This is a genomic window from Streptomyces sp. BoleA5 (genome assembly GCF_000373665.1).
Taxonomy (GTDB): Bacteria; Actinomycetota; Actinomycetes; order Streptomycetales; family Streptomycetaceae; genus Actinacidiphila.
The window spans coordinates 459,931-475,662 of sequence record NZ_KB892090.1 but is presented as its reverse complement, the minus strand read 5'-3'; the positions used below and the strand labels follow the sequence as shown (position 1 = coordinate 475,662).

Below are 15,732 nucleotides of genomic sequence, written 5' to 3'. Positions count from 1 at the left end.
CGCCACCGGTGGCGGCAGGCGGGCCGCCTCGGTGCCTCGCGCCCACCGTCCGGCCGCCCGGTCACGGCACACGGACCGTGAAAACCCGGTTGCGCCGGGCGGCCCGCGCACGGACCATGCGACTTCGTGTCCAAACTCCTTCCCGACCTCGCACCGTGGCGGACCTCGCGCGACTTCCGCCTGATGTGGTGCGCGGGCCTGATCACGACCTTCGGCAGCTTTTTGACCTTCGTGGCCGTCCCGGTCCAGGTCAAGGAGCTGACCGGCTCCACCCTCGCGGTCGGCGCCCTCGGCGCCGTCGAACTGGTGCCGCTGATCGTCTGCGGCCTCTACGGCGGGGCGCTCGCGGACGCCCTGGACCGCCGCAAGCTCATCCTGTGGACGGAGGCGGCCCTCGGGGTGCTGTCGGCCGTGCTGCTGCTCAACGCCCTGCTGCCGCGGCCGGTGCTCTGGCCGTTGTACGTGGTCGCCGCGCTGACCAGCGCGCTGGGCGGGCTGCAGCGGCCGGCGCTGGACGCGATCGTGCAGCGCATCGTCCCGCACGGGCAACTGACCGCCGCCGCCTCGCTGAACGCGCTGCGCTGGCAGATCGGCGCGATCGCGGCGCCCTCCCTGGCGGGTGTGCTGATCGCCTACGCGGGGCTGCGGTGGGCGTACGCCGTCGACGCCCTCACCTTCGCCCTCTCGGTCGTCCTCGGCCTCGGGCTGCGGCCCTCACCTCCTGCGCACGACGCGAAGCGCCCGTCGCTGCGCTCGATCGCGGAGGGGGCGCGCTACGCCTGGAGCCGCAAGGAACTGCTGGGCACCTACGTGGTGGACATCGCCGCCACCGGACTGGCCTTCCCCATCGCGGTGTTCCCCTTCATCGCGGACGACCTGGGCGCGCCCTGGTCGCTGGGCCTGATGTACGCGGCCCTGCCGGCCGGTGCGCTGCTGATGAGCCTCACCGGCGGCTGGTCGTCGCGGGTGCACCGGCACGGGCGGGCGGTCGTGCTGGCCGCGGTGGGCTTCGGGTTGTGCATGGCGGCGGCCGGCTGGTCCGGCAACGTGTGGGTGGTGCTGGCCTTCCTGGCGCTCGCGGGCGCTTTCGACATGGTCAGCGGGGTGTTCCGGGCCACGATCTGGAACCAGACCATCCCCGACGCGCTGCGCGGCCGGCTGGCCGGCATCGAACTGCTCTCCTTCACCATCGGCCCGCAGTTCGGCCAGGTGCGGGCCGGCGGCTCGGCGGCGCTGCTGGGCCTGCGCACCTCGGTGTGGTCCGGCGGGCTGGCGTGCGTGGCGGCGGTCGGGGTCCTGGCCGCCTGCCTGCCGACGCTGATGGCGTACGACGCCCGGACCAACGAGCACGCCGTGGGCATGCGCAAGGCGGCGGAGGACGCGGTGTCCTCCGCCGCCTGACCCGTGGGGGGCGGGGGTCCGATCAGCCGGTGAAGCCGGCGGTGATCGAGGTGAACTGCCAGGTGCTCTGGTTGATGCCGGAGCAGTTGCTGGTCACACCGCCGCCGGGGCACGGGCGGTCCCGGTTGACCGACCAGTAGGCGAGCCGGGCGATGTGGTGGGAGTTGGCCCAGTCCCGGATCTGGGTCCAGATGGCCGGGGTGGTGGTCTCCTGCTGGTCGCTCAGCCCGTTCATGCCGGAGATCCCGAGGTGGGCGTAGGCGGTGGCGTCGTCCCAGCCGAAGGTGGACTTCAGCTTGGCCTTCAGGCCCTCGGCGGCGTTCACGGTGTTGCCGTACATGTCGGCGCCGCCGCCGAAGTCGAACGGCATGATGGTGAAGACGTCGATGCCGGCGCCGAGCGCGTTGGCCCGCTCGACGAGGCGGTTGCCCCAGTAGCTCGGACCGGTCGTCGAGGTGCCGAAGGTGATGATCGTGCGGATGCCGGGGTTGTTCTGCTTGACGATCTTCAGTGCGTTCAGGACGCGGTCCTGGACGACCTCGCTCTCGAACTCGTCGGTGTTCTCGATGTCGACGTCGATCGCCTTGAGGCCGTAGGCGTCGATCACCTTCTGGTACGCGCCGGCGAGCGCCTCGGGCGTGGAGCAGTTGGGCCCGAGCTTGTTGCCGCTCCATCCGCCGATGGACGGCACGATGTCCCCGCCCGCGGCGCGGATGGCGTTGATGGTGGACTGGTCGGTGCCGCCGGTCAGCGGACGGGAGCCGTCCCAGGCGGGGTTGCAGCCGCCGGAGGAGAGGATGAAGGCCATGGTGAACCACTTGATGCCGGTGGCGCTCATCACCGTGGACGGGCTCGGCGGGTCGCCCCAGCCGAGGTAGAGGTAGGGCGCGGCCTGCTTGAAGCCGGTGCCCCCGCCGCCGGCGCTGGTGGTGACGCTCACCGCGTTGGAGGCGGCCGAGGTGTTGCCCGCGGCGTCGCGCGCCCTGACGGTGAAGGTGTACGCGGTGCTCGCGGCGAGCCCGGTGACGGTGCCGGAGGTGCCGGTCACCGTGGTGGCGAGGGTGCTGCCGCGGTAGACGTCGTAGCTGGTCACGCCGGTGTTGTCGGTGGCGGCGTTCCAGGACAGCGAGACGCTGGAGGAGGTCTTGCCGGTGGAGGTGAGGCCGCTGGGCGCGGTGGGCGCCTGGGTGTCGCCGCCCCCGCCGCCAGGGCCGTCGAGGCTGATGTCGTCGGCGTTGTAGGTGCCCTGGGCGTACCAGCCGTGCACGTAGATCTGGACGCTGGTCTGCGAGGCGCCGGTGGTGAAGGGCACGGTGAGCTGGGTGTAGGAGGCGGCGGACGGGGTCCAGGTGGACGCCCCGCCGGTGACCCCGAGGTAGACGTACGCGCCGCGCACCCAGCCGGACAGCGAGTAGGCGGTGTTGGGCTGCACGGAGACGGTCTGGGTGCACTGGGCGGTGTCGCTGCTGCTCACCGCGCCGGCGAGTGCCTTGGTGCCGCTGTGCACGGGACTGCCGACGACCGATCCACCGGAGCAGGACCAGCCGGAGAGGCTGCCGCTCTCGAAGCCCGGGTTGGCGACGAGGTTGGCGGCGTGGGCGGTGCCGGGCAGGGCGATCAGGCTGCCCGCGGCGGCGAGGAGGGCGGCGGTGACGCCGGCCAGGAAGCGGGATCTGCGCGATCCGGTACGGGGGACATGACGACGGAAGAGCACGTGACCTCCCTGTGGGGGGCGGGGGGCTGCGCTGTGCGAGTGGTCTGGACCGTTGGTCTGGACCTGTCGCGGATTGAAGCGGACTGTCGTGCTCTCGTCAAGAGGTCCGGACCACCGCCGCTTCCTGGTTCGGCGGTGGCCCGGACCGGCCACGGGCTCCCGGTCAGCCGACGCGCTCGATACGCGCCTTCCTGATCAGGAACTTGCCGGGCTCCCGGACCTGCTCGAAGGCGGCGTTGTTCAGCAGCGCGCAACTCCCCGAGGTCGAGGTCACCGACACCGTCGTCGACTTGTCGTTGTCCAGGTTGGTCACCTTGAGCCTGGTCCCCAGCGGGAACTGGTTGCTGGAGGCGGCGGGCGCGCCGGCCTCGCCGGAGAGGGTGACCGTCGAGCCCGCGCAGACGACCTGACCGCCGGCGCCGCCCGCCGGCGGCGCGGCCTGGCCCTGGTTCTGGTTCTGACCCTGCTGGTTCCGACCCTGCCCCTGCTGGTTCTGGCCCTGCCCCTGCTGGTTCTGGCCCTGCCCCTGCTGGTTCTGGCCCTGCCCCTGCCCGGCGGGCGCCGCGGGCGCCGCCGGGACGGCCCCGCAGCCGGAGGCCTCCCGCTGCACGTCGATCTGCTTGATCACGGCCTCGCGGTTGGCGATCCGCGCCGCCGACTGGGCGTCGGGGTTGGCGCGTTGGCCCGCGATGAAGCTCTCGTTGTTGCGCAGCGCCTGGTCGAGCCCGTCGCACACCACCGAGGCGTGACCCATGCTCATCGTCACCACGGCGAAACCGCCGGCAAGGGTCGCCGCCCCGGTCATGAGCGCGATCTTCTGCTTGGTGCTCATCGTGCGTTTCCTGGACATGGGGCCCCTTTCCTCCGACCGGCCGCCGGTCGGTTCCGGTCCACGTGCCCTGGGAAACGGAGCGCGGTTGGTCTGGACCTCAATCCGTTCGGAATCTCGGACAGGAAGGGGGTGTCTGTGCTACGGGCGGGTAGCTTGCCCGTCCCAGCGGACCACCAGCCGCCCGCGCTCCTCCGTGACCTCGTGCCCGAACGCCGCGCAGGCGCGCCGGAACCGCCGCGCGATCCAGGCCCGTTCGGCGCGGTCGGCCAGGCGGGTGAAGCAGAAGTCGAGGGCGATCGGCACCGCCTCCAGCCGGACGGGCCGCCGGCCGGCGGGGTCGAAGGTGACGAGGAAGAGCAGACCGCGGTCGTTGCGCAGCCGCGGGTCGGTCGCGTAGTCGTCGACGAAGTCGCCGAGGTCGTAGAGGACCCCGTCCGCCACACCGTGGAAGGCGTGCGCGGACGTGCCCGCCACGAGCGTGGCCCCCGCCGTGCGCAGGACCGCGGCGGCGTCGCGGATGTAGCGGGCCGGGGCGGTGGTCATGTTGGGCCCCCAGTGGGGGGTGACCAGCACCGCCGGGACCCGCGCGCGCAGGCTCGCGACACCGTCGGTGAGCCAGCGCGGGACGCCCTCGCCCAGGTCGGCGTAGGCGACCCCGGGGCGGCCGGGTCCCGCCGCGTACTGCGCCGGATGGTCGGTGACGCCGACGACTCCCAGGCCCGGGGAGCCCGCGCCGCAGCCCCGGCCGCACAGCACCGCAGGAGCGCGCGCGGCGGCCTCGTCCGGTCCGGCCCCGACGGCGGCGATCCCGGCGGCGGCCAGATGCTCCAGGGTGTCCAGCAACGCCGTGCGGCCGTAGTCCAGGGCGTGGTTGTTGGCCAGGTTGACGCAGCTCACACCCAGGTGCGTCAGGGCGCGCACGGCGGCCGGCGGGGCACGGAAGAAGAAGGGCTTGCAGGGGTCGGGCCAGCGCTCGCCGCGGTCGGAGATCGCGCACTCCAGGTTGAGGACGAAGAGGTCCGCCTCCCGCGCGACGGCCACGACCCCGTCGGAGAAGAGCGCCTCCGCAGGGGCCTCGGCCAGCCGCGCGGCAACCATGCGGCCGAGCATGGTGTCACCGGCCAGACCGAGCTTCACCCCTCCATCGTGCACCCGGCGCAGGCGGCCGGGTCAGCCCTCCCCCTCCTCCCGCGCGCGGTCCTTCCACCGCGGGTCGTTCTCCCACTGCAGGTTCCGCTCGGCGGCCGTCTCCATCGCCCGCTCCGCGTCCGCTCGGCTCGGGTACGGCCCCATCCGGTCCTTGGCGGGGCACTCGGGCCCCTCCTCGACCTTGTGGTGCTCGATGCAGTAGAACCACTCGCCGGGCTTCCCCGCGGGCTTGCGGACTCGTCTGAACAGCGCCATCGTCCCTCCTCGTACGACGTCCTGCCGCCATGCTGCCCGACCGGCCGCCGATACACTCGCCGACATGTCTGTCCTGGTTCCCGGCAAGCTCTCCCCCACTCGTTCCGTGCCCGCCTCGATCCCGCGTCCGGAGTACGTGGGCAGGCCGGCCCCGCGGCCGTACGACGGCCCGGAGGTGCAGTCGGCGGAGACGATCGAGAAGATGCGGATCGCCTCGCGGATCGCCGCTCAGGCCATGGAGGAGGCGGCGAAGGCCATCGCGCCCGGTGTCGCCACCGACGAGCTGGACCGGATCGCCCACGAGTACATGTGCGACCACCAGGCCTACCCCTCGGACCTCGGATACCGGGGCTTCCCCAAGTCGCTGTGCTCCTCCGTCAACGAGGTCATCTGCCACGGCATCCCCGACTCCACCGAGCTGCGCGACGGCGACATCGTCAACCTGGATGTCACGGCCTACATCCACGGGGTGCACGGGGACACCAACGCCACCTACCTCGTCGGCGAAGTCGCCGAGGAGTCAAGGCTGTTGGTGGAACGCACCCGGGAATCCCTGAATCGCGCCATCAAAGCGGTGAAGCCCGGACGGCAGATCAATGTGATCGGCCGGGTCATCGAGTCCTACGCCAAACGGTTCGGTTACGGCGTCGTGCGCGACTTCACGGGCCACGGGATCAACACCGCCTTCCACTCCGGGTTGATCGTCCCGCATTACGACGACCCGCGCGCCACCACGATCATGAAGCCGGGGATGACCTTCACCATCGAGCCGATGCTGACCCTGGGCACCCACGAGTACGAGATCTGGGACGACGGCTGGACGGTCGTCACGAAGGACCGCAAGCGCACCGCGCAGTTCGAGCACACCCTTGTGGTGACGGACACAGGCGCGGAGGTACTGACGCTGCCTTGACCTTTCCATTACCTTTCCTTTACGAAAAAGACGAATGGGCGCGAGGTGCCTCGGATAGGTTAGGCAAGCCTTTCACAGGAAAGGCTTGCCTAAGCCGTTGTCCCTGAGCCGCCTGGAGACCGCATGTCCGCCGTCCGCATGTCCGCAGTAGCCGCAGCCGGCATGGTGGTCGCCGTCACCGCTGTCACCGGGTGCGCGGAGAAGGCGGACGGCAAGGCCTCCGACGCGATCACGGTGACCGCGACGGACAGCGCGTGCGAGGTCTCCAAGACCACCTTCCCGGCCGGGCACGTCCGGTTGGCCGTGGAGAACAAGGGCTCCAAGGTCACCGAGGTCTACGTCTACACGCCCAGCGACCAGATCGTGACCGAGCGGGAGAACATCGGCCCCGGCACCAAGGCCACCATCACCGCCGAGATCAAGGCCGGTACGTACCAGATCGCCTGCAAGCCCGGTATGAAGGGCGACGGCATCCGCCAGAAGATCACCGTCACCGGCAAGGGCGCCGCCAAGAGCGACGCGCGCCTGGACGCCGCGGTGGCCGCGTACCGCACCTACGTCCAGGAGCAGGCCGACCAGACCGTCCCGGTGGTCCAGCAGTTCGCCGACGCCGTCAAGGCGGGCGACGTGGAGAAGGCCAAGTCGCTCTTCGCGCCCTCCCGCGTCGGCTGGGAGCGCACCGAGCCCGTGGCGGAGTCCTTCGGCGACATCGACCCGCTGACCGACACCCGCGAGGACGGCCTGGAGGACGGCCAGAAGTGGACCGGCTGGCACCGGCTGGAGAAGTCCCTGTGGCAGGACAAGAAGGCCGGGGCCGAGGAGGGCGCCCTCGCCGACCAGCTGGTCTCCGACCTGAAGGACTGGCAGACCCGCGTCGGCAAGGCCGACATCACCGCCACCAGCATGGCCAACGGCGCCAAGGAGCTGCTGGACGAGGTCGCCACCGGCAAGATCACCGGTGAGGAGGACCGGTACTCCCACACCGACCTGTCGGACTTCCACGCCAACGTCGAGGGCGCGCTGAAGGCGTACGAGCTGCTGAAGCCGGTCGCCGCCGAGAACGACGCGGCGCTCACCGCCGAACTGGACAAGCAGTTCCCGGCGCTGACGGCGCTGCTCGACAAGTACCGCAAGAGCGGCAGCACGACGGAGTTCGTGTCCTACGACACCGTCGGCAAGGACCAGCGCAAGGAGCTCTCGGACGCGGTCAACGCGCTCGCCGAGCCGCTGTCGAAGCTCGCCGCGGCCGTCGCCAAGTAACCCGAGGGGGCATCGGACCATGGGCGAGAAGACCGTCACGTCGCGCCGCAAGGTGCTCGGCTGGACCGGTGCGGGCGTCGTCGTCGCGGCCACCGCGGCCGGCGGCGCCGTGGCCGCGGTCCGCTCCGGGGACGACGTGCAGCCCGCGGGCGCCGCGGGCGGCGCGATCGCCTTCCACGGGGCGAACCAGGCCGGCATCACGACCCCGGTCCAGGACCGGCTCCACTTCGCGTCCTTCGACGTCAAGACCGAGGACCGCGAGGAGCTGGTCGCGCTCCTGAAGGAATGGAGCGACGCGGCCCGGAAGATGACGCAGGGCCGGCCGGTCGGCGAGGGCGCGGTCGGCGGACTCGCCGAGGCCCCGCCGGACGACACCGGCGAGGCGCTCGGCCTGCCGTCCTCGCGGCTCACCCTCACCATCGGCTTCGGCCCCTCGCTGTTCACCACGAAGGACGGCCGGGACCGCTTCGGCCTGAAGGCGCACCGGCCCGAGGCGCTGGTGGACCTGCCCAAGTTCCCCGGCGACGCCCTCGACCCGAACCGCAGCGGCGGCGACCTGTGCATCCAGGCCTGCGCGGACGACCCGCAGGTGGCGGTGCACGCCATCCGCAACCTGGCCCGGATCGGCTTCGGCAAGGTCGCGATGCGCTGGTCGCAGCTCGGCTTCGGCAAGACCTCCTCGACCACGCCCGAGGAGCAGACCCCGCGCAACCTGATGGGCTTCAAGGACGGCACGCACAACGTCGCGGGCTCGGACCGGGCCGCGCAGGACAAGCACGTGTGGGTGTCCGCGAAGGACGGCCCGTCCTGGATGGCCGGCGGCTCGTACCTGGTCGCCCGCCGCATCCGGATGCACATCGAGACCTGGGACCGCACCTCGCTGCGGGAGCAGGAGGAGATCTTCGGCCGGACGAAGGGCGAGGGCGCCCCGATCGGCCGGCAGCGCGAGCACGACGCCCCCGACTTCAAGAAGATGCTCCCGGACGCGCACGTCCGCCTCGCGCACCCGGACAACAGCGGTGTGACGATCCTGCGCCGCGGCTACTCCTTCACGGACGGCACCGACGGCCTGGGCCGGCTGGACGCCGGGCTGTTCTTCATCGCCTACCAGCGCGACGTCCGGGACGGCTTCGTGCCGCTGCAGATGCGGCTGGCGAAGCTCGACTCGCTCAACGAATACATCCAGCACGTGGGTTCGGCCGTCTACGCCGTACCGCCGGGCGTCCGCGACGAGGACGACTGGTGGGGCCGCGAGCTCTTCCAGAACCACTGAGAGGAAGTGACCGGCGGTGTTCGCCAACTACCTGATCGGGCTCCGGGAGGGCCTGGAGGCCAGCCTGGTCGTATGCATCCTGGTCGCGTACCTGGTGAAGACCGGCCGCAGGGACAAGCTGCCGCCGGTCTGGCTGGGCGTCGGCACCGCGGTGCTGGTGAGCATGGCCTTCGGCGCAGCCCTGCAGTTCGGCTCCTCCGAGCTCACCTTCACGGCGCAGGAGGCGCTGGGCGGTTCGCTGTCGATCGTGGCGGTCGGCCTGGTGACGTGGATGGTCTTCTGGATGCGGCGGACCGCCCGGCACCTGAAGGCCGAACTCCACGGGAAGCTGGACGCCGCGATCGCCATGGGCACCGGCGCGCTGGTCGTCACCTCCTTCCTCGCCGTGGGGCGTGAGGGGCTGGAGACCTCGCTGTTCATCTGGACCGCGGTGCAGGCCACCGACGACGGCGTGCGCCCGCTGGTCGGCGCGGTGCTGGGCCTGCTGACCTCGGCGGTGCTGGGCTGGCTGTTCTACCGGGGCGCGCTGCGCATCAACCTCGCCAAGTTCTTCACCTGGACCGGCGCGATGCTGGTCGTGGTCGCGGCGGGCGTGCTCGCGTACGGATTCCACGACCTGCAGGAGGCCGCCTGGCTGCCGGGGCTGAAGGCCCAGGCCTTCGACGTCAGCGACACGGTCCCGGCCGACTCCTGGTACGGGACGCTGCTGAAGGGCGTGTTCAACTTCCAGCCCGACCCGACCTGGCTGCAGGTCACGGTCTGGGCGCTGTATCTCGCGCCCACGATGTTCCTCTTCCTCCGCCCCGGTAGGGTTGCCGCGCCGGCCGTGAAGCCGTCCGCCGCAGCCACGAAGGAGCCCACGTCCGATGACCCGCAGGCCGCGATTCCTGCCGGCGCTCGCCCTGTTGACACTGACGGCGGCGCCACTGACCGGGTGCGTGACGGTGCACGGGGAACGGGCGCTCATCCCGTCGGTGACCAAGGCTGAGGCCGGCAGGGCACTGGAGCGCTTCACCGAGGTCAACAACGAGGCGAACAAGAACCTCGACGCGAAGCTGATCGCCGGCGTCGAGTCCGGCCCCCTCGGCGCCGTCGACGGGGCCGGTCTGCGCGCCCGGAGCACCGTCGCCCCCGGCGGCAACCCCGGCTTCAAGGCGCTGGGCCTCAGCGACCCGCGGTTTCTGATACCCCGCCAGGTGGGCTGGCCCAAGTGGTTCGTCGCCGACGTGGCGCCGGAGCTGGGCGGTTCGGGCTCCGGCACGAACCGCTGGCTGATGGTCTTCGAGCGGGGCGGTGCCCGCGAGGCATGGCGGGTGTCGTACGTCGCCTCCTTGCGGGCCTCCGCCGTCCCGGAGTTCACCCGTGACGAGCAGGGGTACGTGGAGCCGGTGGCGGCCGAGGGCTCCGGACTGGTGGTGGACCCCGGTGAGCTGGGCGGCGCCTACACCGGGTACCTGGCCAAGGGCGACGCGAAGGACGCCTCCGTGTTCGCCCCGGGGTCGTCCACGTCGGAGTTGGTCATCAGCCGGGCGAAGACCGCCCGTACCGCCCGTTCGGCCACCCAGTACGCCGACCAGCCCGCCACGGAGGGGGACTTCGCCCCGCTCGGGCTGCGCACCGAGGACGGCGGCGCGCTGGTCTTCTTCGCCACGCACCACACGGCGAAGATCACCATGCTGCGGCCGGGCGTCACCCCGCAGGTCGACGCGTACACCAGGGCGCTGATGACCGGCACCCTCAAGCAGTCGGTCACGCTGGGCCGGGTCGCCCGGCAGACCGTGCTCGTCCCGGCGAAGAAGGACGGCGGCGGTCAGGTCGTCTTCCTCACCCGCACCGTGGGCCTGGTCGCCGCGCGCGGGGAGTGACCCGCGGGGGCGGTGCGGCCGGAGCCGGTGCGGCGGGGGTCAGTGCAGCCAGCCCACCGTCTCGGGCTCGGGCTCGACCTGGGCGCAGGCGTCGGTCAGCACCCCGAGCAGCGGCAGCGGATCGGGCAGCGCCCGGTCCGGGCCGTGACCGGTGACCCATGCGACGACGGCGCCGGAGGGCAGGCGCGAGGGCGGCAGCAGCACATAGCTGGCGCGGCAGTGCCAGCGCAGGCCCGGGTGCTCGTCGAGGGTCTCGGGATGGCAGTCCAGCTCGCACGGCCACCACTCGTCCTCGTCGGCCGTGGCGCGGGTGGCGGTGAAGAACAGCATCCGGCCGTCGGAGACGGCGACGGGCCCGCCCTCGGAGCCCTCGGCGGCCAGCCGCTCCAGGGCGATCCGGCCCGCCTCGGCCGGTACGTCCAGGACGTCGTGGGCGATACCGGTGGCGGTGATGAAGTTGGCCAGCGGGTGCGCGCGCAGCCAGCGCCTGAGCTGATCCGGATCGGTGGTGGCCTGGGTCTGCCAGGCGAAGGAGACGGGGTGCGTGCCCGGGGTCGGACAGCCGATCCGGTCACAGGAGCAGCGGTAGCCGGAGACGGGCGAGGGATGGGCGGCCGGTGCCAGGGGCAGTCCCGCGTCCGCGGCCTCCAACAGGAGTTCGTCCCGGCGCAGGTCGTCGCCGTTCCGGCCACCGGCGGCCGCACGGACCGCGGCCCCGTCCACTCCGGCACCGCGCTCCCCCGCCTTGCGGCGCAGCCAGTCGGACAGCCTGCCCTTGGTGACCATCGAGCCCCTTTCCTCGCCCGTGAACCCTTGCTCCACCCTACGTAACGAGGGAAAGGCCGTAAGCGGAATCCACGGATGGTTGAAACCATCCTGCTCCCCGTGCGCATTCCGGTCGTACGCGGGGTCCCCTGGAAGGGGGAACGCGGTTACCGCCGATTCGGCCTCCAATATCAGGGCAAAGAGTATCGAGCCGCCGATGAGGAACTTTCCGCATATAAGGGAATGTTTTTCTCGTCGTCACTGCTGGCCGCACCCGGGGCGGCGACCGGCGGGAGTCGCGGCTCCGTGACCACTGTCACCCGCCGCGCGACGGTCCGACCGCCCCGGAAGGCGGATCCGCGCCGGCCTGGTTTCCGACAGGTTGTCGGAAACCCGTCGACTCGGGATCGCCCGAGTGCGGCATTCCTGCAGGCCCGACGCAGGAGGTCCCCTTGACGCCGGCCCACGGCTCCGCGACCGCACCCTTCTCCACCGTCATCCGTTCCGCCAGCCACGACCGGCACACCGAGGCGGAGAGCTCGGCGTTCATCGGCGACCTGCTCGGCGGCCGCCTGGGGGTGGCCGCGTACGCGCGCTACACCGAGCAGCTCTGGTTCGTCTACCGGGCGCTGGAGGACGCCGCCGCGGAGCTCGCCGGCGACCCGGTGGCCGGCCCCTTCCTGCGCCCGGAACTGCTGCGCGTCGCCGCCCTGGAACGCGACCTCGACCACCTGCTCGCCCCCGGCTGGCGCGACCGCGCCGCCGCGCTGCCCGAGACCCTCGGCTACGCCGGGCGCATCGCCGAGACCGCCCGCGCGTGGCCGGCGGGCTACGTCGCCCACCACTACACCCGCTACCTCGGCGACCTCTCGGGCGGCCAGGTCATCCGCGGCATCGCGGAGCGGACCTGGGGCTTCGCCCGCAAGGGCGACGGCGTGCGCTTCTACGTCTTCGACGCGATCGGCGACCCCGCGGCGTTCAAGCGCGAGTACCGCAGCCTGCTGGACGCCCTGCCGGCCGACGAGCTCGAGAGGCAGCGCGTCGTGGAGGAGTGCCGGCGGGCCTTCGCCCACAACTCGGCCGTCTTCGCCGCGTTGGGCCGCGAGTTCCCCCTGACGGCCTGACGGGACGTCGCGGCGCCCGCGGCGGGACGCTAGCCGAGGGGGGCGGTCCAGCCGGAGGGGTCGACTCCGCCCGGAACGGGGGCCGCGGGGTCGTAGGGGGTGCGGGTGAGGACGAAGGAGCCGAGGTCCAGGTGGCTGACGGCGCCGTCGTCCGTGCGCACGGCACGGAGGGTCTCGCCGTCGTAGTAGGCGTCCAGACCGGTCCAGGCGCCGTCCGGTCGCGCGCGGAAGCGGGCGCCGCGGGCGGTGCCGGACACGGCCGTCAGCTCGAGGTCACGGCCGGTGCGCACGCGCAGCACGTACGGGGCGGTGCCCCAGTACCAGTGGCCGGTGAGGGCGAGCAGTTCCGGGTCGGGGTCGGAGACGGGCCGCCAGGGCTCCGGGATGCGGGGCTCGCGTTCGGCGACCAGGCGCAGCAGATCGGCGGCGATCGAGGTGGCGGGGGCGCCGGTGGTGGAGTTGGCGAGGACGACCGCGCCGAGGCCCTCCTCGACGTCGCACCACAGACCGGCCACGAAACCGGGCATGGAGCCGCCGTGACCGACCAGCACCCGTTCGCCCGGGCCCTTCGACAGCTGTACGCCGAGGCCCTGGTCGCCGCCCGGCGCGGCCGGCCGGCGCATCTCCTCCAGCGTCGCGGGCGCCAGGACGCGCGCGTCGCCCGCGGCGAGGAAGGCGGCCCAGCGGCACAGGTCGTCGGCGGTCGACCACAGTTCGCCCGCGGGGGACATCAGCCCGGTGTCCTGCACGGCCTCGGCCATCATCAGCTCGGCGTAAGGGTGGACGGCCCAGCCTCCGGCGTGCGGGGCCCGCGGGCGGCGCGTCGTACGGGTCATCCCCAGCGGTTCGAGGACCTCGGAGGTCAGCACCTCGTCCCAGGGCGTGCCGTCGTGGAGGGCCTCGACGACGGCGCCGAGCAGGGCGAACCCGGGGTTGGAGTAGTGGTGGCGTTCACCGGCCGGGTGCAGCCGGGGCGTCTCGCCGAGGAGGTCGGCAGTCCCGGGACGCAGCGCGCCCGGCGTGCGCTCCCACCAGGGGCCGGGGGTCTCGGCGGCCAGTCCCGCGGTGTGCGTGAGGAGTTGGCGGACGGTGACCCCGTCGGCGGGGGTGGCGCCGATGTGCTTCTCGACGGGGTCGTCCAGACCCAGGCGCCCCGCGTCGCGCAGTCGCAGCACCAGGACGGCCACGAAGGTCTTGGTGATGGAGCCGATCCGGTACTGGGTGTCCCCGTCCGGTGCGTGACCGTCCACGCAGGAGCGCGCCCCGGTCCACACGGCCCGGCCGTCCCGGACGACGGCCGCCACGAGGGAGGGGGTGCGGCTGCGGGACTGCGCGACCGCGACGCAGTGCAGCAGGGCCCGGCGGGTGTCGGGGAGCAGGGCGTCGTCGGGCTCGGTCTGCGGTGTCGGCATGCGCTCACCTTAGAGGCCCCCGGCGGCATGCCGGGCGCACGGGTGCGGCCGTCAGGCGGTCAGGAGCACGCCGGCGTAGGAGACGGTGGCGATGAGGGTCCAGGAGATGAGGCCGACGGCGGCCACACGCGGCCCGGTCCGCGCCAGGGCGGGCAGGTGCACCATGCTCCCGAGCCCCACCATGGCCATGGCCAGCAGCAGTTGCTGCAGCTGCTGCGCGCCGCCGAGCACACCCGCCGGGAGAACTCCCGTGCTGCGCACCGCGATCATGACGAGGAAGCCGACGACGAACAGCGGCAGCAGCGGGGTGCGCCGGGCGGAGGCAGCGGCGTCCGGTCCCGCGGCTCCCGAGATCGCGCGGCGCCGGCGCAGCGCGTAGGCGACCCCCGCGACCAGGGGCGCCAGGAGCGCGACGCGCATCAGCTTGACGAGCACCGCCTCGCCGAGCGCCGCGGGGCCCGCGGTCTGCGCCGTCGCGACGACCTGCCCGACGTCGTGCACGCCGGCCCCGGCCCAGCGGCCGAACTGGACGTCGTCCAGACCGAGCGGGTGGTGCAGCAGCGGCAGCACGCCGATGGCGAGGGTGCCGCAGAGCGTGACCAGGGCGACGGACGCGGCCACGTCCTCCTCGTCGCTGCCGGTGACCTGGCTCACCGCGCCGATGGCGGAGGCACCGCAGATGGAGTAGCCGGTGGCGATGAGCAGGGGCTGGTCGCCGCGCAGTCCCATGCGGCGGCCGAGCCAGACGGTGCCCCAGAAGGTGGCGGCCACGACGCAGACCACCATGCCGGCCGTGGCCCAGCCGAGGCCGAGCACGTCGTCCAGCCCGAGCTGCAGTCCGAGGACGACGATGCCGATCCGCATCAGCCGTTTCCCGGCGAAGGTCAGCCCGGGCCGGGCCCGGCCGCGCAGGGTCGTGCGCAGGCCCGGCACGTTGGCGGCGGCGATGCCGAGGACGACGGCGCCGGTGGGCACCGGCAGGGCGGGCAGCAGAAGGTGCAGTGCGGTCGCCAGCGTGGCACCGGCGGCGGCCATCAGCAGGCCGGGCAGGACGGCCGCCACGGCCTTGCGGCGGCCCGCACCGCTTCCGGCGGGGGTCGCGGCGGGGCGGGCGGCCGGCGCCGCCTCGCGGGGCGCGGTCGCGGGGGTGCGCGCGGGGGTGCGGAGGTTCACCGTTCGCCGACCGGCAGCCGGTAGACGCGCCGCACGCTGGAGCCCAGGCGGGAGATGTCGGCCCCGTAGACGTGCAGCGATATCGCCTTGCCGGGGCCGCCGTTCCACACCTCGTGGATGTCACCGGGCGGCGCGAATCCGCAGACCTCGCCCTGGGCGTTGACGACGTCCTGGGTGGGGACGAGGCGGGAGCCGGCCCCGTCGGGGACCAGCCGGTAGCGGCGCTCGTGCTCACGGCCCCGGTGCACGCCCGTGACGCACCACGAGACGTGGTCGTGGATGGACGTCCGCTGCCCCGGCAGCCAGACCAGGGCGACGACGGAGAAGCTGCCGTCCTCCTCGGCGTGCAGGACGTGCTGGCGGTAGCGGTCCGGGTCGCCCTCGGTGTGGCCCCCGGCCAGCAGGTCGGGGGCGCCGAGGTGCGGCGCGAGCCGTTCGCCCACCAGGTGGGCCGTGGGGCCGGGCGCCAGGCCGCGGCCGACCGCCTCACGCACCTCGTCGACGAGGCGGGCCAGCCTGGCGGTGGGCGCGGAGAGCGCCGGAGCGGTCGCGGAGGTCATGCTCGCAGCGTCCGTGCGCGCGGGCCCGCGCGTCCA

The 15,732-nt window shown here is 72.8% G+C and carries 15 protein-coding genes; 7 read left to right on the top strand and 8 right to left on the bottom strand.

Going from position 1 to position 15,732, the window contains the following annotated elements; genetic code table 11:
• Positions 1-126 precede the first annotated feature (126 nt).
• Positions 127-1,401 (top strand): MFS transporter, encoded by a 1,275-nt coding sequence (locus B085_RS0102220; RefSeq protein WP_018556921.1) that lies wholly within the window; start codon positions 127-129, stop codon positions 1,399-1,401.
• 22 nt (positions 1,402-1,423) lie between these two features.
• On the opposite strand, the gene B085_RS0102215 is transcribed toward B085_RS0102220, so the two are convergent.
• The 4 genes from B085_RS0102215 to B085_RS0102200 all read right to left on the bottom strand — a co-directional run bounded on the left by B085_RS0102215 (position 1,424) and on the right by B085_RS0102200 (position 5,351).
• Positions 1,424-3,115: a carbohydrate binding domain-containing protein gene (locus B085_RS0102215; protein ID WP_018556920.1), complete on the bottom strand. Its 1,692-nt coding sequence runs from the start codon at positions 3,113-3,115 to the stop codon at positions 1,424-1,426.
• 163 nt (positions 3,116-3,278) lie between these two features.
• Positions 3,279-3,947: a hypothetical protein gene (locus B085_RS0102210; RefSeq protein ID WP_018556919.1), complete on the bottom strand. Its 669-nt coding sequence runs from the start codon at positions 3,945-3,947 to the stop codon at positions 3,279-3,281.
• A gap of 138 nt (positions 3,948-4,085) precedes the next feature.
• Complete coding sequence (locus B085_RS0102205; RefSeq protein ID WP_018556918.1) at positions 4,086-5,084, bottom strand: CapA family protein; 999 nt, start codon at positions 5,082-5,084, stop codon at positions 4,086-4,088.
• Positions 5,085-5,117: 33 nt separating this feature from the next.
• Positions 5,118-5,351: a hypothetical protein gene (locus B085_RS0102200; RefSeq protein ID WP_018556917.1), complete on the bottom strand. Its 234-nt coding sequence runs from the start codon at positions 5,349-5,351 to the stop codon at positions 5,118-5,120.
• Positions 5,352-5,415: 64 nt separating this feature from the next.
• On the opposite strand from B085_RS0102200, the gene map reads away from it, so the two are divergent.
• From map to B085_RS0102175, 5 genes are all read left to right on the top strand, one after another.
• A complete protein-coding gene (map, locus tag B085_RS0102195) occupies positions 5,416-6,264 on the top strand; it encodes a type I methionyl aminopeptidase (RefSeq protein WP_037730924.1) in 849 nt (282 codons plus the stop codon).
• Positions 6,265-6,387: 123 nt separating this feature from the next.
• Positions 6,388-7,524: an iron uptake system protein EfeO gene (efeO, locus tag B085_RS0102190; RefSeq protein ID WP_018556915.1), complete on the top strand. Its 1,137-nt coding sequence runs from the start codon at positions 6,388-6,390 to the stop codon at positions 7,522-7,524.
• Between the two features lie 19 nt (positions 7,525-7,543).
• Positions 7,544-8,797: an iron uptake transporter deferrochelatase/peroxidase subunit gene (efeB, locus tag B085_RS0102185; RefSeq protein ID WP_018556914.1), complete on the top strand. Its 1,254-nt coding sequence runs from the start codon at positions 7,544-7,546 to the stop codon at positions 8,795-8,797.
• Positions 8,798-8,813: 16 nt separating this feature from the next.
• A complete protein-coding gene (efeU, locus tag B085_RS46440) occupies positions 8,814-9,785 on the top strand; it encodes an iron uptake transporter permease EfeU (RefSeq protein ID WP_018556913.1) in 972 nt (323 codons plus the stop codon).
• Positions 9,772-10,662, top strand: coding sequence for a hypothetical protein (locus B085_RS0102175; RefSeq protein WP_202470291.1), 891 nt, complete (start codon positions 9,772-9,774; stop codon positions 10,660-10,662). Before efeU ends, B085_RS0102175 begins: the two co-directional genes overlap by 14 nt.
• A gap of 39 nt (positions 10,663-10,701) precedes the next feature.
• On the opposite strand, the gene B085_RS40940 is transcribed toward B085_RS0102175, so the two are convergent.
• Complete coding sequence (locus B085_RS40940; RefSeq protein ID WP_018556911.1) at positions 10,702-11,448, bottom strand: bifunctional DNA primase/polymerase; 747 nt, start codon at positions 11,446-11,448, stop codon at positions 10,702-10,704.
• 431 nt (positions 11,449-11,879) lie between these two features.
• Between B085_RS40940 and B085_RS0102165 the strand changes: the two genes are divergently transcribed.
• Complete coding sequence (locus B085_RS0102165) at positions 11,880-12,551, top strand: heme oxygenase (biliverdin-producing) (protein WP_018556910.1); 672 nt, start codon at positions 11,880-11,882, stop codon at positions 12,549-12,551.
• A gap of 29 nt (positions 12,552-12,580) precedes the next feature.
• Here the strand turns inward: B085_RS0102165 and B085_RS0102160 are convergent, their stop codons facing one another.
• The 3 genes from B085_RS0102160 to B085_RS0102150 are packed head-to-tail and all read right to left on the bottom strand — an operon-like array spanning position 12,581 to position 15,696.
• The gene (locus B085_RS0102160) at positions 12,581-13,963 is read right to left on the bottom strand and encodes a serine hydrolase domain-containing protein (protein WP_018556909.1); all 1,383 of its coding nucleotides are present in this window, start codon (positions 13,961-13,963) and stop codon (positions 12,581-12,583) included.
• Positions 13,964-14,014: 51 nt separating this feature from the next.
• Positions 14,015-15,136: a putative sulfate exporter family transporter gene (locus tag B085_RS0102155; protein WP_018556908.1), complete on the bottom strand. Its 1,122-nt coding sequence runs from the start codon at positions 15,134-15,136 to the stop codon at positions 14,015-14,017.
• Positions 15,133-15,696, bottom strand: coding sequence for a cysteine dioxygenase family protein (locus tag B085_RS0102150; protein ID WP_018556907.1), 564 nt, complete (start codon positions 15,694-15,696; stop codon positions 15,133-15,135). Before B085_RS0102150 ends, B085_RS0102155 begins: the two co-directional genes overlap by 4 nt.
• Positions 15,697-15,732: the final 36 nt, after the last annotated feature.